Source organism: Hymenobacter wooponensis (genome assembly GCF_004745865.1).
Classification (GTDB): domain Bacteria; phylum Bacteroidota; class Bacteroidia; order Cytophagales; family Hymenobacteraceae; genus Hymenobacter; species Hymenobacter wooponensis.
The window spans coordinates 181438-203368 of the sequence record NZ_SRKZ01000001.1 but is presented as its reverse complement, the minus strand read 5'-3'; the positions used below and the strand labels follow the sequence as shown (position 1 = coordinate 203368).

The following is a 21931-nucleotide window of genomic DNA, read 5'->3' as shown; positions in this document are numbered from 1 at the left end:
GGACAACCTGTGCGTGCGTTAGAGTTTAAGTGACAACCTCTTCGCATTCAACTACAGAAAGCCCGGCCGCCCCGCCGGGCTTTTTTTATTGCCCGGCGCGAAATGCCTCCACAACCAGTTCTTCGCCCCGTATGAAATCCTTTCGCTTAACTACCCGTCATCTGCGCGTATTGGCCGACACCGTGACTCCTGTAGGCCTGTACCTACGGCTGCGCGACCGGTACCCAAACTGCCTGCTGCTGGAAAGCTCCGATTACCACGGTCAGCAGAACGCGTTTAGCTACTTGGTCTGCGACCCATTGGCTCGCTTTGAAGTGCAGCGCGGCGTGGTAAAGCAGACATTTCCCGATGACTCCGTTACTACTGAAACGCTGGCCGAGCCCCGGCAGGCCCTGGACCGGCTGCGGGAGTTTGCCAACTGCTTCGAGACGGAGGACCAGGGCTTCGACTTCATTACGGGTGGCCTGTTTGGGTATTTGGGCTATGAGGCGGTACAATACTTCGAGGACCTGACGCTGAACGAGCAAAAGGAGGCCGCCGGGCAAATTCCGGATATTATCTACGGCACCTACCGCTACGTGATTGCGCTGAACCACTTCCGCAACGAGCTGTACGTGTTTGAGCACACGCTGGAAGGGGAGGCCGTAGACCAAGATGGCCTAGGCCGGTTGGTGAACCTGATTCGGAACCCTTCGCTGCCGGAGTTTGGCTTCCAGACCAGCGGGTCGGAGCAGACCAACCAGACCGACGAGGAGTTTTTGAAAGTGCTGGCGCAAGGGCAGCAGCACTGCCGCCGCGGCGATGTGTTTCAGATTGTGCTCTCGCGCCGCTTTCAGCAGGGCTTTGTGGGGGATGAGTTTAACGTGTACCGGGCATTACGCTCTATCAATCCATCGCCGTACCTGTTTTACTTCGACTACGGCAATTTTAAGATCTTCGGCTCCTCGCCCGAGACCCAACTGCTGATTAAAGGGCGCAAAGCCAGTCTATTCCCGATTGCGGGCACGTTCCGCCGCACCGGCCACGATGCCGAAGACGCAGCCTTAGCCCAGAAGCTGGCCGACGACCCCAAGGAAAACGCTGAGCACACCATGCTCGTGGACTTGGCCCGCAACGACCTGGCCCGCCACGGGGACGAAGTGCAGGTGAAGGTGTTCCGCGAAATCCAATTTTACTCGCACGTTATTCACCTGGTAAGTGAGGTGAATGCCACGCTGGCCCCCGAGGCCAACTCCCTGCAGGTAGTGGCTGATACCTTCCCGGCCGGTACGCTTTCGGGGGCACCCAAGCACCGCGCCATGCAGCTCATTGATGGCCTAGAGCCTACCGGCCGTGGGTATTACGGCGGGGCCATTGGTCACCTGGGGTTCAACGGCGACTTCAACCACGCCATCATGATTCGCTCCTTCCTCAGCACGGCAGGGCAGCTGTACTTCCAGGCTGGTGCCGGCGTGGTAGCGGCCTCTGACATCAACTCCGAGCTCAACGAAGTGCACCATAAACTGGCGGCGTTGCGCAAAGCCTTGAAAGAGGCTGAGCAGATCGGGGAGAAGCTCGCTACTCCCAACCGTTAGTCTGAACGTTCTCACGTAGCCGAATCTATTGCCTTTAAACTGCGCGCAACGCCCACCTTGTGCCCACATTGCCATGAAAATTCTCGTTATCGATAACTACGACTCCTTCACCTACAACCTCGTGCAAGTTCTGCGTGAGTTAGGGTATGGAGCCGATACCACCGTCATCCGCAATGATAAGCTGACGCTGGAAGATGTAGAGGCCTACGATGCCGTGCTCCTGTCGCCTGGTCCGGGCCTGCCTTCCGAAGCGGGGCTGATGCCGGAAGTTATCCGGCGTTACGCACCCACCAAGCGGATGCTGGGCGTGTGCCTAGGCCACCAGGGTATTGCCGAGAGCTTCGGCGGAGAGCTGTATAATCTGCCCGACGTGCTGCACGGCATTGCCACCGATGCCAGCCTGACCACGGACGAAGAGGATAAGCTATTTCAGGGGCTGCCTCGGCAGTTTCGGGTGGGGCGCTACCACTCTTGGAGTGTGCAACCGGAAAGCATGCCCGCCGAGCTAGAGGTAACTGCGCTCGATGCCAACGGACAGGTGCTGGCCTTCCGCCACCGGGAATATGATGTGCGCGGGGTGCAGTTCCACCCAGAGTCTATCCTGACGGAGCACGGGCACCAGATGCTAAAGAACTGGCTGTCTTGATAGCCACTAGGCCGCTGGGCCTGTTTAGTGTCGTCTGACATTGCCCGTTTCTTCGCATCTCTCATTCAATTGCCTCGGTACCCCACCGCAGAGGCTCCCCTCGTGAAACAGATTCTCAATCAATTATTTGACCAGCAAGCCCTGACGCACGCCGAAGCGCGCGAGGCCATGTATAGCATCGGGCAGGGGCAGGCTAACCCTTCCGAAATGGCCGCCTTCATGACCGTGTACCGCATGCGGCCCATTACAGTGCCGGAGCTGTCGGGCTTCCGCGATGCACTGCTAGATTTATCGCGCAACCCCGAGCTGGGTACCGATGAAGTAGTGGACATTGTGGGTACAGGCGGCGACGGCAAAGACACACTGAATATCAGCACGCTGGCCTGCTTTGTGGTGGCTGGGGCTGGCTATAAGGTGGCCAAGCACGGGAACATTGGTGTTTCCTCGGTATGCGGCTCCTCGGATGTACTGGCCAAGCTGGGCGTAGATTTCGCCGTGCCGAATGATGTGCTGAAGCGGCAGCTGGAGCGAGCCAACATCTGCTTTCTGCACGCACCGTCGTTCCATCCGGCTATGCGCCACGCGGGGCCAGTGCGCCGGGAATTGGGGGTGCGCACCTTCTTTAACATTCTGGGGCCTTTGGTGAACCCCGTGCGGCCGCGCTACCAATTGGCGGGCACGTTTAGCCTGGAGTTGTTGCGACTCTACCATTACCTGCTCCAGCAAACCAGCACCCAGTATGCGGTAGTGCACGCCCTAGATGGCTACGATGAGCTTTCCTTGACCGGTGCTGCCAAAGTTGCCTCCGCTGCCGGTGAGCAAATTGTAACCGCCGCCGACTTTGGCTTGGCCGCTACCACCGCTGCCGAGCTGGCAGGCGGCCGCAACGTAGAAGAGTCGGCCAATATGTTCCTGGACGTGCTGGAAGGACGGGCCACAACTCCTCAGCGGGCCGTAGTAACGGCCAACGCCGCGCTGGCCATTCAATGCGTGAAACCAGACTTTAGCTTCGCAGAGGCCTTGGCCGCAGCTCAGGAATCCCTGGACTCGGGCCGGGCGCGGGAAGCGCTCCGCAACTTACTGGCCTAGGCCAGGCCACGACCCATTTTTGCGAAAGCGGAAGCATTCTAGGCCAGTGTTGGTTTCTAACCATACCACGACGCTGCAATCCTCATTTAAGCCCCGACTTTAAGTGGGCTATACCTTAGAAATCATGAGTACCCCCACCATTCTGGAGAAAATCATTGCTCATAAGCGCCAGGAAGTAGCAGCCCGCCGCGACTTGGTGCCAGCCAAGAAACTGGAGCAAAGCTTGTACATGGATTCGCAGCCGCTGAGCTTGCGCCGGTACCTGCTGCGCGACGACCTGAGCGGCATCATTGCCGAATTCAAGCGTAAGTCGCCGAGCAAAGGCTTCATTAACCCGCACGCCCCCGTAGAGCGGACCACGCTTGGCTACATGCAGGCCGGAGCTTCGGCACTGTCGGTGCTGACGGATACGGAGTTTTTCGGCGGTAAGAATGAGGACCTGACCATCGCCCGGCGTTACAACTTCTGCCCAATCCTGCGCAAGGACTTCACCGTGGATGAGTACCAGATTCTGGAAGCCAAGAGCATTGGCGCCGATGCCATTTTGCTGATTGCAGCCGTGCTTTCGAGCGAAGAAGTGCTGCGCCTGGGTCGATTTGCCAAGAGCCTAGGCCTGGAGGTGCTGCTTGAAATCCACAACGCTGAGGAGCTCGACAAAACGCTGCACCCCGACGCCGTGACACTGGTAGGCGTAAACAACCGCAACCTCCACGATTTCTCCGTGAGCCTGGATACCTCCGGTGAACTGGCTCAGCGCATCCCTAATGAGTTTGTGAAAGTGACGGAGAGTGGCCTACAAACCGCCGCCGACATTGAAGCCCTGCGAGCTGTGGGCTATCGGGGCTTTCTAATGGGCGAAACCTTCATGCGCCACAGCCGGCCCGAGAAAGCCTGCGCCGCTTTGGTGCAGCAACTGCGCGCCACGGAAGCTATTACGCTTTTATAGGCCTAGCACTCATGTCATCTGCTCCTGCTATGTCTGCGCCCGCTGGTAGTCCCTATATAAAGGTGTGTGGCATGCGTGAGCCCGCAAGCCTGGCCGCCGTATCCGCTCTACAGCCCGATTTCCTGGGGTTCATTTTCTACCCAAAATCCAGCCGTTATGTGGGAGAGGAGTTGAGCGCTGAAACGCTGGCTGCTCTGCCTGCGGGTATCCGGAAAGTGGGAGTGTTTGTGAATGAGTCCAGCCAGGAAATACAGCGGCGCGTGCGGGAGCTGGGGCTTGATCTAGTGCAGATGCACGGCCACGAGGCCCCAGCTCAGTGCCAAGAATTACGGGAGAGTGGCCTAGCGGTGGTGAAGGCTTTCTCAGTGGGAGCCGACTTTGATTTCGACCAGCTTACACCCTACGTAGGCCACGTCGATTACTTTCTCTTCGATACAAAGGGCGAGCAACCCGGCGGCAACGGCACCACTTTCGACTGGAACCTGTTAGCGCGTTACCCGCTGAACGTGCCCTACTTCCTGGCGGGTGGCCTAGGCCTCGCCCACGCCGAGGGTTTACGCAACCTGCGCCTGCCCGGCCTGTTTGCGCTAGACCTGAATAGCCGGTTTGAAACGGCACCCGGGGTGAAGGACGCCACCTTACTCCGGCAAATGTTTAACGAACTCCGGCCCCGCGGCTAATGCCCGGCGGCATCAATAAGCAATCAACCTCATCATGAGCACTACCTACCAAAAACCAACGGAGCGCGGCTATTATGGCCAATTCGGCGGGGCTTTTATTCCCGAGATGCTCTACCCGAACGTAGAAGAGCTGCGCCAGAACTACCTGGACATCATGGCCGAGCCGGCGTTTCAGGAGGAGTACCAGCAGCTGCTGCGCGATTACGTGGGCCGGCCCACGCCGCTGTTTGAAGCTAAGCGGCTGTCGGAGAAGTATAACACGCGCGTATTTCTGAAGCGCGAAGACCTCTGCCACACCGGGGCGCACAAGGTAAACAACACCGTAGGCCAGATCTTGCTGGCCAAGCGGCTGGGCAAAACCCGCATCATTGCCGAAACAGGCGCTGGTCAGCACGGCGTGGCCACGGCCACAGTGTGTGCCCTCATGGGCATGCAATGCATAGTATACATGGGCGAAATCGATATGGAGCGCCAGAAGCCTAACGTGTACCGCATGCGCCTGTTGGGAGCTGAAGTGCGCGCTGCCATGAGTGGCAGCCGCACCCTGAAAGATGCCACCAACGAAGCCATCCGGGACTGGATCAGCAACCCCGTGGATACACACTACATCATCGGCTCGGTGGTGGGTCCGCACCCGTACCCCGATCTGGTAGCGCGCCTGCAGGCGGTTATCAGCGAAGAAATGCGCAAGCAACTATTAGAGAAAACCGGTTCTGAGCTGCCGCAATACGTGGTGGCCTGTGTAGGCGGGGGGTCTAATGCGGCAGGAGCATTCTATCATTTCCTGGAGGAGCCTTCGGTGAAGCTGGTGGCGGTAGAAGCAGCCGGGCATGGCGTTAACTCGGGCCATTCGGCGGCTACTTCGGTGCTGGGTAAGCCGGGCATTATTCACGGCTCCCGCACCCTGCTCATGCAGGACGAGGATGGGCAGATTACGGAGCCTTATTCGTTGTCGGCAGGCCTAGACTATCCCGGCATCGGGCCGCTGCACGCGTTCTTGGCCGATTCCGGCCGGGCCCGGTTCATCAGCATTGAGGACGAGCCAGCTCTGAAAGCCGTAGCCGAGTGCAGTCGCTTGGAAGGAATTATTCCGGCCTTGGAAACGGCCCACGCCCTGGCGGCCCTAGGCCAGCTGGGCGCCGGCCCCGACGATGTAGTAGTAGTAAACCTCTCCGGCCGCGGCGACAAAGACCTGGAAACGTACATCAAGTACGCCGACGCTATTATGTAATGACCTTACGCAGTAGAAGTGCAGCTGCACGAAGTTGCGCTTCTACTGCGGGCCCCAGCGAGAACCCCTCATGCAAAACCGAATCCAACAGGCTTTCCAGAAAAAAGGAAAGGACCTCCTGAATATTTACTTCACCGCTGGTTACCCCACGCTCGACGCCACGGTGCCCCTCATTAAGGCCATTTCGGCCGCTGGCGCCGACCTTATTGAGATAGGGATGCCGTTTTCGGACCCCCTGGCCGATGGCCCCGTGATTCAGCAGAGCAGCACCGTGGCCCTGGCCAATGGCATGAACATGCGGGTGTTGTTTCGCCAACTAGAAGGCATCCGGCAGGAAGTAACCGACACGCCGATTCTGCTGATGGGCTACCTGAACCCCGTGATGCAGTTTGGGGTGGAGAACTTCTGCCGCGAAGCCGCTGCGGCCGGCGTAGATGGCATCATTCTACCTGACTTGCCCCTGGATGATTACGTGGCTGAGTACCAGGAGACTTTCCGCAAGTACAACCTGCGGCCGGTGTTCCTCATCACGCCCCAAACCGCTCCCGAGCGTATTCGCCGGATCGACGAGCTGACGGATTCTTTCCTATATCTGGTATCGGGCCCCGGCACTACGGGTGGGCAAAATACCCAAGCCGAGGGCGTACAGGAGGCTTACTTCCAGCGCATTGAAGCCATGAACCTGCGCAACCCCCGCCTCATCGGCTTCGGTATCGGCGACAAGGCTTCTTTCCAGAACGCCTGTCAGCATGCGGAGGGCGCCATTATCGGCTCGGCTCTCATCCGAGCACTTGAAGGCGTAGAAGATGCCCCCGCCGCTGCCACCCGGTTCATTTCCTCAGTTCTAAAGTAAAACTTCAACAGCGGTGGGCTTGTAGCAATCAGGCTCTGTGAAACCGCTGTTTCCCCTCTGCATTCCTCCGCCGGAACCCGTTCCTGATATGATAATTCAACTTGAACCCACCATTGCCGAAACCGCTAAAGCGGATATTCTGGCACGCATCAAAGACCTGAAGTACAAAGCCACGGAGGTGAAAACCCAGCGGGCGCACTACCTGGTAGCCATTGGCAAAGCGGATATTGATCTGCGCGCCATTGGCCAGCTGCCCGGCATTCTGGACATTCACCGCGTGTCCGATGACTATAAGCTGGTATCGCGCAAGTGGCGCGTGCGGCCCACCGTGCTCGACCTCGGCGACGGCGTGCGGATAGGGGAGGGCAACCTCACGCTAGCTGCCGGCCCCTGCAGCATTGAGAGCGAGCAGCAGATGGAGCTCATCATGCAGCACCTCGTGGATAATGATGTGCGCATTATGCGGGGCGGCGTGTTCAAGCCCCGCTCTTCGCCCTATTCGTTCCGGGGCCTGGGCATGGAAGGCCTGAAGCTGTTTCATCAAATGGCGCAGGCGCACGGCATCAAGATTATCACGGAGGTGATGCAAGTGTCGCAGGTTGAGGAGATGCACGACTACGTGGACGTGTTCCAGGTGGGCGCCCGCAACACCCAAAACTTCAACCTGCTCGATGCTCTTGGTGGCGTGGATAAGCCCGTGATGATCAAGCGCGGCATTTCCGGCACACTGGAAGAGCTGCTGTCGTCGGCGGAATATGTATTCTCGGGTGGCAATGAGAAGCTGATTCTCTGCGAGCGGGGCATCCGTACGTTCGAAACCGCCTCGCGCAATACCCTTGATTTGAACGCGGTTCCTATCCTCAAGGAGAAAACGCACCTGCCCGTCATCGTGGATCCGTCCCACGGCATTGGTATTCGGGAGTACGTACCCACCATGGCGCTGGCCGGCGTAATGGCCGGTGCCGATGGCATCATCTATGAAGCCCATGAGAAGCCGGAGGAAGCTGCTTCAGATGGCGCTCAAACCCTGAACTTTCAGGAGTCGGAGCGCTTGATCCGGAACCTGCGCAAGGTGTACGCCGTGCGCCAGGAGCTGGAATAGCTGCTAAGAGTGGCCTAGAGAGCCGCTTGGTGCGTCACAGCTAGTGTTGTGGCGCACTAAGCGGCTTTTTATTGTCTGGCAGCGCAGGGTTTGTACCTTCCGCTCATGCTATTCACCTTCAGCGTATACAGCGGACTGCTGCTGCCGTTTTTCGTGCAGGGCCTCGTGGTGAGCGGGGTGTTGTGGGTGAGGCGCCGGCGTGAAGAGGTAACTGCGGATGGTTGGCTGGCATTACTACTATTGCTGGAAACATTGCGCTTGGCGCAGTGGATGCTAGGCTTTGCGGGCTGGTACGACGCGCACAATGCCTACTCCACCTTCATGTTTTACTTTCCGTTCAGCAACTGGCTGGCGGTGGGGCCTGTGCTGTACTTCTACTTCCGGAGCCTTACCAACGAGGAGTTTCGGTTTCGAGGCTCGCACTGGTGGCATTTTGCGCCGGCACTGGCCTACCTAGCGGCGCGCCTGTGCCTGTTGGTTGGCGATATAGGGTGGTGGCACCTGTTGCGGGGGCATCCTCTGCCGGCACACTTCGGTACCAAAGGTCCTTTGGCCGCGTGGGCCGACCAAACTCCGTACGGCTACTGGCTTGATGTGCTGGGGAATCTGCTAGTACTGGCCTACAGTGTCTGGGCGCTGCGAGAGTACCGGGCCTACGCGCATTACCTCAACGACAACTTTTCCGATACCGACCGAATCCGGTTTCGATGGTTACGGAACGTGCTGGTGGCCGTGTCTATAAGCGCGGGAGTAACGCTGGTATTCACTCTTACCGATACCTTCATTAATCCACTTAGCTACTACGAGGCCTGGTACGACTACTTATTTACGGGCCTCCTAATCTACTACCTCAGCATTGCCGGGCTGCTCACCGGCCACCGGCTGGCCAGCCTCCGCTTTCAGCCCCCAGCCATAGCTGCAGATGCATTGGCGCCAGTGGTAACGCAGGAGGCAGAATCGCAGATAATGACCACTCCGGTAGTTGTGGCTACTGCTGATAAGGCCATCACCTTATTGTCTGAAGCACCATTGCAGGTTACCGTCGCAGCCCCGGCTCCCGACGCGGCTGAGTTGGCCCGGTGGACTACTCGCCTGCTAGGCCATATGGAAAGCCAGCGGCCCTACCTCGCACCGGAGCTAACCTTGGCAGAACTAGCTGCCCAGCTCCGTACCAACACTTCCTGGTTGTCTAAGGTCATTAACGCCGGCTGTGGCCAAAACTTCAACGACTTCATTAATGAGTACCGCGTGCGAGAAGCGGAACAACGCCTGCGTAACCCGCGCTTTCGGCACTACACATTGCTGGCTGTGGCGTTAGAATCGGGCTTTAACTCCAAGTCTACCTTTAATAGGGTATTCAAGAAGCTCCGAGGTATCACCCCTAGTGAGGTGGCACGGGAGGGCAGCAATACGTAGGGCGCATGATATGAAATGGGACGCCTCAGATCGTAAAATGAGGCGTTTGGGGTAAATGGAGCCTGTTCCTTTGGGACATTGTTTCACTTCAACCTCTAGTAATATGCGTACGGTAATTTCATTTCGCCCCCAGTTTTTCCTCCTGACATTGCTCACGTTGTGCACCGCCGTTTCGGTGTGCTGGGCTAGCCTTAACTCCAACCTGTTTATTGAGCCGGGCAAGCAGTTTGTGTTAGGCGGCAGCCAGCCAGGAGCCTTCAAAGTAGTGGCCAAGAATGTAGGCAAAGTTCCGGTGGAGTTTAAAGAGCGGCCCCGCGGTGGGGGCATCTTCGGACGGTCTACATTAGCTCCCGGCCAGTCAGCTACCTTGCGCTATATGGCGGGTTCATCCGCCTTATTACTCAACCCCTCAAATCAAAAGGCTAATCTGCTGCTTCGCGTTACGGGCGATACCAACCTTAGCATGGGCTACGAACCAAATGGTAAACTGTAAGTAGCCTTGTTAATGATCGAGCTACTCCTTAGTAATGTTGTTGGCTGTGGATAAGGCGCTGCTAGATGTTTCACCTATCTAGATTATTTGTTGATATTTATTCTAAAAGCATAGATGGTGATTCAAGGCTAATATTTTAGGGGTGGTATGGGTAATTGATGGATAATAGTCGGGATGGGCCTTGTTCGAAGAGGTCATAACGGTCGAGTTTAGATTGGTTTTATGTTTAAGCCTTCAAAAAATAAGGTGGTGCGTTTTGTATATTGTTTTCAAACTTTTCTATATTTGAACCATCATGTTTAACTACTCCGCGAAGCAAGTCTGCCTAACCAATATTCGTCCCATGCAGGACGAAGTCGGGCTGCATTGCCGGTACGGAAGCTAAGAGCAACATGCTACTTCAACTCTGAAAACCAGTAAAGGCCCGACTCCGAAAGGAAATCGGGCCTTTTTTTATGTCTACAGCCATGCTTCAGCAGCACTACGATCGGTACACGACGCAGGACCAGTTGGTCTGGAAAGTATTGTTTGACCGCCAGACGGCTCTCCTGCACAAGCGGGCCTGCTCGGCTTTCGCCAAGGGTTTAGAGGCCGTGGGCTTCCACCGCAATGCTATTCCTAACTTCGAGGAAGTCAGCCAGCGGTTGTACAAAGCCACCGGTTGGCAGCTGGAGCCAGTGGAGGGCATGCTGAATGATGCGGAGTTCTTTGGGCTGCTGGCCCAGCGCAAGTTCCCGGCTACCGTTTGGATCCGGACGATGGCGCAGTTCGACTTCATTGAGGAGCCCGACTTGTTCCACGGGGTGTTCGGGCACGTGCCGCTGCTGATGGACCAGGCCTTTGCCGATTTCTTACATTTCCTAGGCCAGGTAGCTGCTCAGCACCTTGACGACGAAGTGGCCCTGACGCGGCTGGAGCGGCTGTATGGTTTCACGGTGCAGTTTGGATTGGTACAGGAGCGGGGTGAGACTCGCATGTACGGGGCCGGCTTGTTGTCGTCATCAGGTGAGATTCACCATTGCATCGGCGACGTTACACGTCGCTACCCTTTCGACTTGGCCACGGTGCTTCAAACACCCTACAGCGAAGCGCATCTGCAGGACCAGTATTTCCTGCTCAACAGCTGGGAACAGCTCACTGAAAGCGTAGCCGAGTTGGCTGCTTTGCTGGCCTCTAACTGGCAGTTGAAGCCAGTAGAATAACCTGTAGCATACTCATTTGTCCAAATTAGAAGGCCCGACTTACTGCAGTAAGTCGGGCCTTTGCATAGATATAAAGCGAGTAGCACTAATACTGCCAGCCCAAGCGGCGGTACACGAAGTGTAGGAGCCAGAGCGGACCAATCAGCAGAAACTGCAGGTCTTTCAGGAAGGAGGGCTTCTTGCCTTCCACCTTATGCCCCCAGAACTGCCCAACCCAGGCCAGCACAAACACAATCAGGCACACGGCCCAGAGCGGTAGCACGGCGCCGGCATCTACCAGCCGGAGCGCTCCGGCCATGAGTAGCCACACGAACAGCATCCCAATAGATAGGCGCACCGATAGGCGCAGGTAATACACAATTGCCAGCACCATCACTAGCGTACCCCAGTTTAGCCACGGGCTAATCTGTCGCAACGCATCCGGTACCGGAATCGACCAGAGCAGGCCTAGAATCGAGAACATGATTAGCGGCACACATACCCAGTGTACCAGTTTGTTAGTGGGGTTCTGGTGGCTTTCTCCGTATTCAGAAAGCAGAGCTGGCAGGGCAGTCATGGTGGAGAAGATGGGGAATTGGTAGAGGATCAGGGCTTCGAGAAAAGATACATTTTTATGCACATAAAAGAAAAGGAGCTACCCACCCGGGTAGCTCCTTTTGCTATGTCAGTACGACTTGCGGCAGACGATAGGCTTAGCCTTTCAGCTTGAAGTTTTTCTTCAGGTATGCCACGGCCGCAGTGTGTGCGTCGGCGGCGTACTCTTTGCTGTACTTGGGGTTTGAGGGGTTGGCGAAGGCGTGGTCGGCATCATAATTCTTGATGGTTACTTTCTTCTTGGCGGCAGCCATGTCCTTCTGGAATTGGGCTACTACTTCGGGGTTAATCCACTTGTCTTGCGTAGCAAAAATGCCCAGCACATCTGTGTTTAAGGTCTTGAGCTTGGCTACATCTTTTTCTGGCATGCCGTAGTACATCACGCAACCAACAGCCTTGGGACCGGCTATCAGGGCCGTTTGCAGGCTCCAGCCGCCACCGAAGCACCAGCCTACGCTGGCTATTTTAGCATTGGGCCCCGCATACAGCAAGGCACCTTTGATGATATTCTGAGCACGGTCGGTTTTTACACCTTGCATGAGCTTGCCGGCCTGGTCGGGGTCGGTGGCTACCTGGCCGTCGTAGAGGTCGAGGGCGATGATGTTCACGCCGGGCAGGTCCTTGGCGTATTGGGCAGCTTCCTTCTTAATGTAGTCGTTGAGGCCCCACCACTCGTGAATCACGAACAGGTACTTATCGGAGCGGACGTTGCTCTTTATTTCAAACGCTTTGCTGCTTTGCCCATCGGGCGTTTTGAACTCAATGGTTTCGCCCTCACCAGCATAAGTATAAGGCAGGGGCGCATCGTGGCCACCGGAGAAGTCTTCGTTGGAAGCCAGCATGGCAAATGCTTCCGTGGCGGTAGTTGGCTTAGTGCAGCAGCTCATGGCGCTTTGCGCCGAGGCCATGGTAACAGTGCTCAGGAGCACTGCAAAAAGGGTCCAGATTTTTTTCATGAGGGGAAGAAAGGAGTGAAAAAAGCCAGTCCAGTTTCCCGATGAGGAAACTGGACTGGCAGCATAAACTCGTAAGAGGCAATTAGGTTTTCAGAGCTTACCTGGTGTGCTCTAGGCCAGGGTTGCGGTTCTGATGGAAGCGCGCAGTTCAGTGAGCAACGCGTACAGGCCTACGTAGGTGCGGTTCAGGTAGATAAAGTGCTCAGAACCACGGGGCTCACGCTGCTGCCGGAGTTCTGGCTGTTGCATCAGGTCGTCGCCGAGGGCGTAGAGGCTTTGCATGTAGGCTGGGTCGCCGAAGTCGAAAGTGCCCTGGCGAAAAGGGCGACCCACTAGCTCCAGAGAGGCTTGCATGGTGCTCACGTAGAACGTGCGTTTGGCAGGCGCATCTTCGGGGCGTACCACGCCTGCTTCTTCCAACAGGGTAGTTAGCAGTGCGGTGTCGGCCAGGGTTTCTGGGGCGAGGAGGGCAGTGAAAAGTCGGTGCACATCTTCTGGAATCTCCTTTACGCAGCCAAAATCCAGCACACCCAACGTACCGCCCTCTTCGTCGCGCAACAGGAAGTTGCCAGGGTGTGGGTCGGCGTGGACGGTGCGCAGGGTGTTGAGCTGGAACATGTAGAAGTCCCAGAGCGCCTGGCCCAGCTGGTTGCGTACGGCCTGGGGTGGATCAGTGGCTAGAAACTCTTTCAGGTGCTTGCCGGGCAGCCAGTCCATGGTAAGAATACGAGCGGAAGAAAGCTCCGGATAGTACTTGGGAAACTGGAGGTGCCCTAGGCCTGCGCAGGCGGCGGCAATTTCCTGGCCTCGGCGCAGCTCCAGTGCGTAGTCGGTTTCTTCAATGAGGCGAGTTTCCACCTCCTGCAGATACGGGCGTACCGTGTCTTCGGAGAGGCCTAGCACGCGCAGGGCAATTGGTTTCACCAGCCGAATATCTGAGCGGATGCTGTCGGCCACGCCGGGGTACTGCACCTTGACGGCAAGCTCTAGGCCACCCTTGCGGGCAAAATGCACCTGCCCGATGCTGGCGGCTTGCCGGGCCTGCAAGTCAAACTCATCAAATACCTCAAACGGCGACTTGCCAAAAGCATCCCGAAAGGCCTTCACAACCAGCGGGCCCGAAAGGGGAGGCGTCTGGTACTGGGCCTGCGCAAACTGGTCGGCGTAGGCAGTAGGCAAAATGTTCTTCTCCATGGCCAACATCTGGGCCACTTTCAGCACCGAGCCTTTCATCTCGCTGAGGGCGCCGTAGAGCTCCGCGGCGTTGGCGGCGTGCAGGTCTTCGGAAGTAGAGTCGGCTCCCACGGCGCGCTTGGCGTAGTGCTTCACGTAGTTGGCGCCCACGTTTAAGCCGGTTTTAGCAAAACGAGCCGCCCGCGCCACTTTGGTAGTAGGCAGGGAGGAGAGAGACTTTTGGGATTCTTCCATTAGATGGGGTTGCGGCAGAGAAAGTGGCCTACATCAGCGTAGGCCACCCGGGCTAATCGAGCATGGAGACTATTTCCGGCGGACCAGGAAGCGCACGAAATCCACAGCGGAATCGAGGGTGTTGCGGCCTACCAGATCGAAGCTGAGTGTAACAGCCTTCTCTACGGCAGCATCCGTGCGTTCGAAATCAATGGTGTCGTCTTTAGCGAAGAAACCCAGCACGAACAAGGCTTGTTGCCAGAAGGCACGCGGGTATTGGTCTTGCACTAGCGGGCGGCTAGCCACTTCCTCGGTACGGCGGCCATCGCGCAGAATCTCGCCCACAAATACTTCAAAGTCCTGGCGAAAATCGTCGAGCACGCGGGGCGTCAGGCCCGGAAACTCCGGCATAGAACGATGCAAGGAGTTGAGCGCAAAGCTGCGGTTGCGCTTCAGCACTTCCAGCAAGGTGTAATAAAAGCCCAGGAGCTTCTCGCGGGCCCCGTACTGCGCCCACACGGGTTCTTTGGCGGCCGTAATGCGGGCTTCCCGCCCAAAATCAGCCCACAGTTCCCGCTCGATGGCCGCGAAGTTGGCGTAGTATCGGTAGAACTCCTGCTCCGGCAGGCCTAGCTTTTGGGTGAGCTTGTATACCGATACCGGCGGCTTGCCCTTGCGGAGCACATAATCGAGGTAAGCCTGCTTGATGCGGTCGGCGGGAGTGGCCGTGATTTCGGGCTCGGCGGCGGGAGAAGGTTGCTGTTCCATAGTAAAAGTATAACCGGTGAAGGGGGTGGGTAGTTCGGCTACCTCAGCGGTAGGTCAGAAAAGAAAGTAGCCTAGCCGGCCGCCTGATATGCAGCGCGCAAGGTGTCAACGGCACGCTGACGGGCAAACTTGTGCTCCACGATGGGCTTGGGGTATTCACAGGTACCAAACTCGGGCACCCATTGCCACACATAGGCAAAGGTGGGGTCGTACTGCTCTTGCTGACTTTGTGGGCTGTATACCCTAAACCAGGGCGCGGCTACTACGCCGGTGCCCGCCATCCATTGCCAGTTGCCCACGTTTTGGGCCATGTCGTAGTCGAGGAGCTTATCGGCGAAATACTTGTCGCCCCAGCGCCAATCGATGAGCAGGTGCTTTACCAGAAAGTCCGCCGCCGCAATGCGGGCGCGGTTGGGCAGGTAGCCCGTTTGGTTTAGCTCGCGCATGCCCGCATCTACCAGTGGGTAGCCCGTGCGGCCCTCGCACCATGCCCGAAACTCCTCTTCGTTGTTGCGGTAGGGCACGTGGCGCAGGCGGGGGTCGTAGCTTTCGGTGGCGGTGTTGGGAAAGTGCCAGAGCAGCATCATGAAGTAGTCGCGCCAGATTAGCTCCGCCAGCAGCTTGGGGTTCAGGTCGCGCGCCTGGCGCATGAGCTCCCGTACGCTGAGCGTACCAAAGCGCAGGTGCACCGAGCGGCGCGTGCTGCTGTTCACCTGCCCCGGCGAGTTGCGGGTAAGATGGTAGTTGCGCACCACGGCCTCGGCCGGAAGCTCCGCCGCCGGCACAAACTGCTCAAACCGCTCAAAGCCCATGCTTTCCAGACTAGGTCTAGGCTCAGCATCAGTTAAGTGGCCTAGCCGCTCACCCGCGAACAGCTCTGCAGAAGGGTAGGGCTGTAAGTCCTCATCCCGCAGCTTGGCCAGCCACGCATCGCGGTAAGAGCTAAAGGTGCGGTTCGGGGTGCCCGACTTACTCAGGATTTCGCGCTTGGCGAAAACGACCTGGTCTTTATGTGCTTGAAAGGTCGCCCCATGGCGCTGGCATAGCTCAGCCACGGCGGTGTCGCGCTCGGCAGCGTATGGCTCATAGTCTTCGTTGGTGTACACGGCGGCCACATCGTAGCGCGTGAGCAGCAACTCGAAGGTTTCAAGGGGGCGGCCATACATTGCCAGGAAGCTGCCGCCTGCTTGCGCCGCTTCCTGAGCTAGGCGCTCCACCTGATCATAGATAAACGTGACGCGCGCATCGAGGCGGCTGGGCAGCAAATCCAGGATTTCCCGGTCGTAGATGAATAGAGGCACTACTGGATAGCCGCTGTTTAGCGCCGCCGTTAGTCCAGCGTTATCGTGTATCCGTAAATCGCGCCGATGCCAAAAAAGGGTGATTTTCATCTGGTAAGTCAGTGAGCAGATGGTGAAACCAGCAGTTGATTGGGGCCGGAAGAACTCTTACTTCAGCCGCCCCATGCCTCCATCTACGGGCATAATCTGACCTGTGATGAAGGAGCTGTGGTCGGAGAGCAGGAAAGACGCCATGTAGGCCAGGTCCTGAGGCTCACCGATGCGCTGTAGCGGGTGGCGCTTGGTGCCAGCTTCCACCTTTTCGGGCGTGCTGAGCAGGGCAGCAGCTAGCGGCGTGTTGGTGAGGGAAGGAGCTACCGCATTCACCCGGATACCACTGGCAGCGTACTCAGCAGCTAAGGCGCGGGTAAGGCCCTCTACGGCAGCTTTGGCAGTGGCAATGCTAGCGTGAAAAGCCATGCCCGTTTCGGCTGCCACCGTGCTAAACAGTACCACCGAGGCACCGTTGGCTTTTTTCAGGCGCTTCATAGATGCCTGCAGGACTTGTACGGCACCCATCACATTCAGCTCAAAGTCGCTGCGGAAATCCTCGGCCGGAATGCGCTCAAAGGGCCTCAGCTTGATGCTGCCGGGGCAGTAGACCACGCCGTGCAACACCTCGGGCAATCCATCTAGCAACTGGCCTAGCGGCTGCGTTACGTCTACCTCCAGGAAGGTGGTGTTGAGTTCCGCTAATTCGGGCGAGAGGTGGCGTGAGGCGGTGTAGAGGGTGGCACCCAAGTCGTGGAGCAGGCGGGCGGTGGCTAGGCCTATGCCGGAGGAAGCCCCTACTACGAGGATATTTTTGTCAGCAAACTTCATGGAGCAGTTTAGGTGAGAAGGAGTAGATGCTAACTGAACCGTTCAGAGAAAGTTTAGGCCTGTGGGCATTGTAGCAAATCCGATGATCGGTTTGCCTTACAAGCTCTGATTCATCATCTTGCCAAGTCGCCCTCTTTTTTCCAACCTACCTTCATGGAGCCCACTCAGGACATCCTCCTCTACCAATCGGCCGATGGCCAAACCCAGCTGGATGTACAGCTGCAAAACGAGACCATCTGGCTTACTCAAGCGCAAATGGCTGAGCTGTTTGACAAGGACTCAGATACAATAGGCCTACACATTCGGAATATATTCCGCACAGAAGAATTAGAGGCTGCGTCAACTACCGAGGAATACTCGGTAGTTCGGCTGGAAGGAAAGCGTCAGGTAACTAGGCGTGTTAAGCACTACAACCTCGACGTCATCATATCCGTCGGGTACCGCGTGAACTCAAGAAAGGGCACGCAGTTCCGGCAGTGGGCCACACAGGTGCTGCGGCAGTACTTGGTACAAGGCTACGCGCTCAATGAAAAGCGCCTGCGCGAAGACGCACGCCAACTCACCGAACTCAAGCGGTTATTGCGCCTACAGGGCGAACTGCTGGAAAGCCAGGAGCTAACCCCCGATCAAACTACGGCTCTGCTGCGGGTCCTCAGTGACTACGCCCGTGCCCTCGATGTGCTGGACCAGTACGACCATCAGCGGCTGCGCATAACGGGCACCTCGCCCGATACACCGTTCGAGCTTACCTACGAGGCCGCCATACAGGCCGTAAATGGCCTTCGCCAGCAATTTGGTGGCAGTGTACTGTTCGGGCGCGAGAAAGATGAGTCGTTCCAAAGCTCAGTGCGCACTATTTATCAAAGCTTTGACGGTGAAGAACTCTACCCAAGCGTCGAGGAGAAGGCCGCCAACCTGCTCTATTTCGTGGTGAAAAATCATTCCTTCTCCGATGGTAACAAACGCATTGCCGCTTTTCTCTTCGTGTGGTTCATGGATAAGAACAAGTGCCTCTACAAACCAGACGGCTCACGCCGGCTGGCTGACAACGCGCTGGTGGCTCTCACGCTGCTGATTGCGGAGAGCAAGCCCGAGGATAAAGACGTAATGGTGAAGCTTGTGGTAAACCTAATCAATCAGGAAAACTAACCCGAGTAGCACCATATAACTCAAAAGTAATATTGCGAAAAAATAAGTTTCAGCTAAAATTCGCTAACTCTGTGGTTCGCTTTGCGTAGTTTGCATCACCTCCCTACTTCCTTAAACTCTGCTGTTTCGTATGAACATCCGTAAGCTGTTAGTCGCCAACCGGGGCGAGATTGCCATTCGTGTACTTCGGGCTGCCACTGAGTTAGGCATTACTACCGTGGCCATCTACACCTACGAGGACCGCTACTCCCTGCACCGCTATAAAGCTGATGAGGCCTACCAGATTGGTCGGGATGATGAGCCCCTGAAGCCCTATCTCGATATCGAAGGCATCATCCGGATGGCGAAGGAAAACGGCGTGGATGCCATTCACCCCGGCTACGGTTTCCTGAGCGAAAATGCCACGCTGGCTCGCCGCTGCCGTGAGGAGGGCATCATCTTCGTGGGGCCGCGCCCCGAGGTGATGGAAGCCCTCGGCGACAAGGTAGCCGCCAAGCGCGTGGCGGTGCAGTGCCAGGTGCCCATTATCGAAAGCAGCGAAGCCGACCTAACGGATATAGAGGTAGCTCTTACGGAGGCCCACCGCATTGGCTACCCCGTGATGCTCAAAGCTGCTTCCGGCGGCGGCGGCCGGGGTATGCGCGTAATCCGCGACGATGAGCAGCTGGAAAGAGGGTTCTTCGAGGCTCGTAATGAGGCCCTCAAGGCTTTCGGCGATGATACCGTGTTTCTGGAAAAGTTTGTGGAACAGCCCAAGCACATTGAAGTGCAGCTCGTTGCTGATAACCACGGTGGCCTAGTGCACCTCTACGAGCGTGACTGCTCCGTGCAGCGCCGCTACCAGAAGGTGGTGGAAGTAGCACCCTCGCTCAACATTCCCGACCACATGCGCCACTTGCTGTACGAGTACGCGTTGCGCTTGGGCCGGGCCGTGAACTACAACAACGTGGGTACCGTGGAATTCTTGGTCAACCCCGAGCACGACCGAATCTACTTCATAGAGGTGAACCCCCGTATTCAGGTAGAGCACACCGTGACGGAAATGATTACCGGCATCGACCTGATTAAAACACAGATCCACATTGCTGATGGGCGGCGGCTAAGTGACAAGGAAATAGGCCTAGGATCGGATACGAAGCCTATGAAGAATGGCGTCGCTATTCAGTGCCGCATCACGACTGAGGACCCCGAAAACGAGTTTAAGCCCGACTACGGCACCATCACGGCGTACCGCTCGGCGGGGGGCTTCGGCATTCGCCTCGATCAGGGCTCGGTATACACGGGTGTAAAAGTGTCGCCTTTCTTCGACTCCCTGCTGGTGAAGGTGTCTACCCACGCGCCAACCCTGGCCGATGCCGCCCAAAAGATGGCCCGGACCCTTGATGAGTTCCGGGTGCGCGGGGTGCGCACCAACATTCAGTTTCTGCAGAACATCATCGCCCACCCGATTTTCGCGGCGGGGGAGGCCAACGTGGACTTTATCAAAGACCACCCCGAGCTATTCAAGTTCAAGGCCCGCCAAGATCGTGCTACCAAGGTGCTCAGCTTCCTCGGCGACGTGATTGTGAATGGTAACCCCGACGTGAAAGGCCACGTGGACCCCAAGCACGAGTTGCGCAAGCCACGCCTGCCCCAATATGATTCCGCAGCGGCCTACACGCCCGGCACCAAAGACAAGCTCACGGAGCTAGGCCCCGATGAATTTGCCAAGTGGCTGCGGGCCGATAACGCCATTCATTACACCGACACCACCCTGCGCGACGCGCACCAGAGCCTGCTGGCCACCCGCATGCGCACCTTCGATATGCTGAAGGTGGCGGAGCGCTACGCCAAGCAGCACCCTCAAACCTTCTCGCTGGAGTGTTGGGGCGGCGCCACCTTCGATGTAGCCCTGCGTTTCCTGCACGAAGACCCCTGGGACCGTCTCGCCAAGCTGCGCAAAGCTGTGCCAAATATTCTGCTCCAAATGCTTATTCGCGGAGCTAACGGTGTGGGCTACAAAGCGTACCCCGACAACTTGACTGAACGCTTTGTGCAGCAGGCTGCGGAAACTGGCATCGACGTGTTCCGCATCTTTGACTCCTTGAACTGGATGCCAGGCATGGAGGCCTGCATCAACTTCGTGCGCAACAAAACCGACCGGCTCGCCGAAGCCAGCATCTGCTATACCGGCGACATTCTCAACCCCAAGCGCAACCGCAAGTACTCCCTCGAGTATTATCTGCGCCTGGCCAAGCAGATTGAAGATGCCGGCGCGCACATTCTCTGTATCAAGGATATGGCCGGCCTGTTGAAGCCCTACGCCGCCCAAGAGCTCATTACGGCTCTGCGCGACACAGTAGATATGCCCATTCACTTGCACACCCACGACACAAGCAGCCTGCAGGCAGCCACTTACCTGAAAGCAGTAGAGGCCGGCGTAGATGTAATTGATGTGGCCCTGGGTAGCCTCTCGGGTCTTACCTCGCAGCCCAACTTCAACAGCATCGTGGAAATGCTGCGGGGCCAGCCGCGCCACCGCGAGTACGACCAGTACTCTCTCAACGAGTTTTCCAACTACTGGGAAACCGTGCGCGAGTACTACTACCCCTTCGAGTCAGACTTGAAGGCGGGCACCTCGGAGGTGTTTCAGCACGAGATTCCCGGAGGGCAGTACTCTAACCTGCGGCCCCAGGCGGCGGCCCTAGGCCTCCTCGATAAATTTGAAACCATTAAGAGCACCTTCGCTGATGTAAACCAACTCTTCGGCGACATCGTGAAAGTGACGCCGTCCTCGAAAGTGGTGGGCGATATGGCGCTGTTCCTGGTTTCCAACAACCTCACTACGGCCGACGTGCTGGAGAAGGGACCGGGCCTAAACTTCCCGGAATCTGTGCGGGAACTGTTCCGCGGCGATATTGGCCAGCCGGAAGGAGGGTGGCCTACGGACGTGCAGAAAGCAATTCTGAAAGATGAGCAACCTTTCACCGACCGCCCCAATGAACACCTGGCCCCCATCGACTTCGAGGCCGAGTGGCAGAAGTTCGAGAAGAAGTTTGGCACACGGAGCAAGTTCACCGATCTGCTCTCCTGGCTGCTCTACCCTAAAGTGTTTGAGCAATACTGGGCCCACCTGCAGCAGTACGGTGAGGTAAGTATTATCCCAACCCAAGTGTTCTACTATGGCCTAGAGCCCGGCGAGGAAACCATCATCGATATCGCCAAGGGCAAGAGCATCATCGTAGGCCTGCAGTCCATCGGGCCAGTAAACGAAGACGGCAACCGCACTATCTTCTTTAACCTCAATGGCCAAACCCGCAACGTAGAAGTCCGCGACAACAGCGTGGAGGTAGTGCGCGTGCACAATGCCAAAGTGGATAAGGCCAACCCCAAACAAATTGGGGCGCCGCTCCAGGGCATGCTCTCTCGCGTGCTGGTGAAAGATGGCGAAGAGGTGAAGCGTAACGCGCCGCTCTTCATCATTGAGGCTATGAAAATGGAAACCACCATCACGGCCAATGAAGACACTATAGTAAAGGGGGTGCACCTCGGCGAAGGCACCCTGGTAAACTCTGATGACTTAGTCCTGACGTTAGCTTAAAATAGGATACATACATTTGACTAAGTAATGAATAGACTATAATAGCTTCGCAAAGCACTCATCTGTAGTTACTATTTTATATA

Annotated in this window: 19 protein-coding genes; 13 read left to right on the top strand and 6 right to left on the bottom strand. The window is 57.1% G+C overall.

Annotated features, from left to right (window positions below; genetic code table 11):
• The first annotated feature begins 131 nt into the window (after nucleotides 1–131).
• The 11 genes from EU557_RS00785 (at nucleotide 132) to EU557_RS00735 (ending at nucleotide 11232) form a co-directional block, all read left to right on the top strand.
• A complete protein-coding gene (locus tag EU557_RS00785) occupies nucleotides 132–1574 on the top strand; it encodes an anthranilate synthase component I family protein (RefSeq protein WP_135528521.1) in 1443 nt (480 codons plus the stop codon).
• 73 nt (nucleotides 1575–1647) lie between these two features.
• Nucleotides 1648–2220 carry an anthranilate synthase component II gene (locus EU557_RS00780; RefSeq protein WP_135528520.1) on the top strand — a complete coding sequence of 191 codons (573 nt, stop codon included), beginning with the start codon at nucleotides 1648–1650 and terminating at the stop codon, nucleotides 2218–2220.
• Between the two features lie 102 nt (nucleotides 2221–2322).
• A complete protein-coding gene (gene trpD, locus EU557_RS00775; RefSeq protein ID WP_135528519.1) occupies nucleotides 2323–3309 on the top strand; it encodes an anthranilate phosphoribosyltransferase in 987 nt (328 codons plus the stop codon).
• Between the two features lie 124 nt (nucleotides 3310–3433).
• Nucleotides 3434–4255 carry an indole-3-glycerol phosphate synthase TrpC gene (trpC, locus tag EU557_RS00770; protein WP_135528518.1) on the top strand — a complete coding sequence of 274 codons (822 nt, stop codon included), beginning with the start codon at nucleotides 3434–3436 and terminating at the stop codon, nucleotides 4253–4255.
• 29 nt (nucleotides 4256–4284) lie between these two features.
• Nucleotides 4285–4935 (top strand): phosphoribosylanthranilate isomerase, encoded by a 651-nt coding sequence (locus EU557_RS00765; RefSeq protein WP_135528517.1) that lies wholly within the window; start codon nucleotides 4285–4287, stop codon nucleotides 4933–4935.
• Nucleotides 4936–4969: 34 nt separating this feature from the next.
• Nucleotides 4970–6166: a tryptophan synthase subunit beta gene (gene trpB, locus EU557_RS00760; protein ID WP_135528516.1), complete on the top strand. Its 1197-nt coding sequence runs from the start codon at nucleotides 4970–4972 to the stop codon at nucleotides 6164–6166.
• Between the two features lie 70 nt (nucleotides 6167–6236).
• A complete protein-coding gene (gene trpA / locus EU557_RS00755; protein ID WP_135528515.1) occupies nucleotides 6237–7019 on the top strand; it encodes a tryptophan synthase subunit alpha in 783 nt (260 codons plus the stop codon).
• An 88-nt stretch (nucleotides 7020–7107) separates the two neighbouring features.
• Nucleotides 7108–8121: a 3-deoxy-7-phosphoheptulonate synthase gene (gene aroF / locus EU557_RS00750; RefSeq protein ID WP_135528514.1), complete on the top strand. Its 1014-nt coding sequence runs from the start codon at nucleotides 7108–7110 to the stop codon at nucleotides 8119–8121.
• A 105-nt stretch (nucleotides 8122–8226) separates the two neighbouring features.
• Nucleotides 8227–9537: a helix-turn-helix domain-containing protein gene (locus tag EU557_RS00745; protein ID WP_135528513.1), complete on the top strand. Its 1311-nt coding sequence runs from the start codon at nucleotides 8227–8229 to the stop codon at nucleotides 9535–9537.
• Nucleotides 9538–9640: 103 nt separating this feature from the next.
• Nucleotides 9641–10030: a hypothetical protein gene (locus EU557_RS00740; protein WP_135528512.1), complete on the top strand. Its 390-nt coding sequence runs from the start codon at nucleotides 9641–9643 to the stop codon at nucleotides 10028–10030.
• A 467-nt stretch (nucleotides 10031–10497) separates the two neighbouring features.
• Nucleotides 10498–11232, top strand: a complete 735-nt coding sequence (locus tag EU557_RS00735; RefSeq protein WP_245326135.1) for a phenylalanine 4-monooxygenase — start codon at nucleotides 10498–10500, stop codon at nucleotides 11230–11232.
• An 85-nt stretch (nucleotides 11233–11317) separates the two neighbouring features.
• Here the strand turns inward: EU557_RS00735 and EU557_RS00730 are convergent, their stop codons facing one another.
• From EU557_RS00730 to EU557_RS00705, 6 genes are all read right to left on the bottom strand, one after another.
• The gene (locus EU557_RS00730) at nucleotides 11318–11788 is read right to left on the bottom strand and encodes an Mpo1 family 2-hydroxy fatty acid dioxygenase (protein ID WP_135528510.1); all 471 of its coding nucleotides are present in this window, start codon (nucleotides 11786–11788) and stop codon (nucleotides 11318–11320) included.
• A gap of 136 nt (nucleotides 11789–11924) precedes the next feature.
• Entirely contained in the window at nucleotides 11925–12782 is an 858-nt protein-coding gene (locus tag EU557_RS00725) for a dienelactone hydrolase family protein (protein WP_245326134.1), read from the bottom strand.
• A 111-nt stretch (nucleotides 12783–12893) separates the two neighbouring features.
• Nucleotides 12894–14210 (bottom strand): ABC1 kinase family protein, encoded by a 1317-nt coding sequence (locus tag EU557_RS00720; protein ID WP_135528509.1) that lies wholly within the window; start codon nucleotides 14208–14210, stop codon nucleotides 12894–12896.
• Nucleotides 14211–14279: 69 nt separating this feature from the next.
• On the bottom strand, nucleotides 14280–14957 hold the full coding sequence (locus EU557_RS00715; protein WP_135528508.1) for a TetR/AcrR family transcriptional regulator: 678 nt from the start codon (nucleotides 14955–14957) through the stop codon (nucleotides 14280–14282).
• Nucleotides 14958–15028: 71 nt separating this feature from the next.
• Entirely contained in the window at nucleotides 15029–16348 is a 1320-nt protein-coding gene (locus EU557_RS00710) for a cryptochrome/photolyase family protein (protein ID WP_135528507.1), read from the bottom strand.
• A 57-nt stretch (nucleotides 16349–16405) separates the two neighbouring features.
• Nucleotides 16406–17119 (bottom strand): SDR family NAD(P)-dependent oxidoreductase, encoded by a 714-nt coding sequence (locus EU557_RS00705; protein ID WP_135528506.1) that lies wholly within the window; start codon nucleotides 17117–17119, stop codon nucleotides 16406–16408.
• Nucleotides 17120–17272: 153 nt separating this feature from the next.
• Here EU557_RS00705 and EU557_RS00700 point away from each other — a divergent pair, with 153 nt between their 5' ends.
• Nucleotides 17273–18268, top strand: coding sequence for a virulence RhuM family protein/type II toxin-antitoxin system death-on-curing family toxin (locus EU557_RS00700; protein WP_135528505.1), 996 nt, complete (start codon nucleotides 17273–17275; stop codon nucleotides 18266–18268).
• Between the two features lie 130 nt (nucleotides 18269–18398).
• Nucleotides 18399–21848, top strand: a complete 3450-nt coding sequence (locus EU557_RS00695) for a pyruvate carboxylase (protein WP_135528504.1) — start codon at nucleotides 18399–18401, stop codon at nucleotides 21846–21848.
• Nucleotides 21849–21931 lie beyond the last annotated feature (83 nt).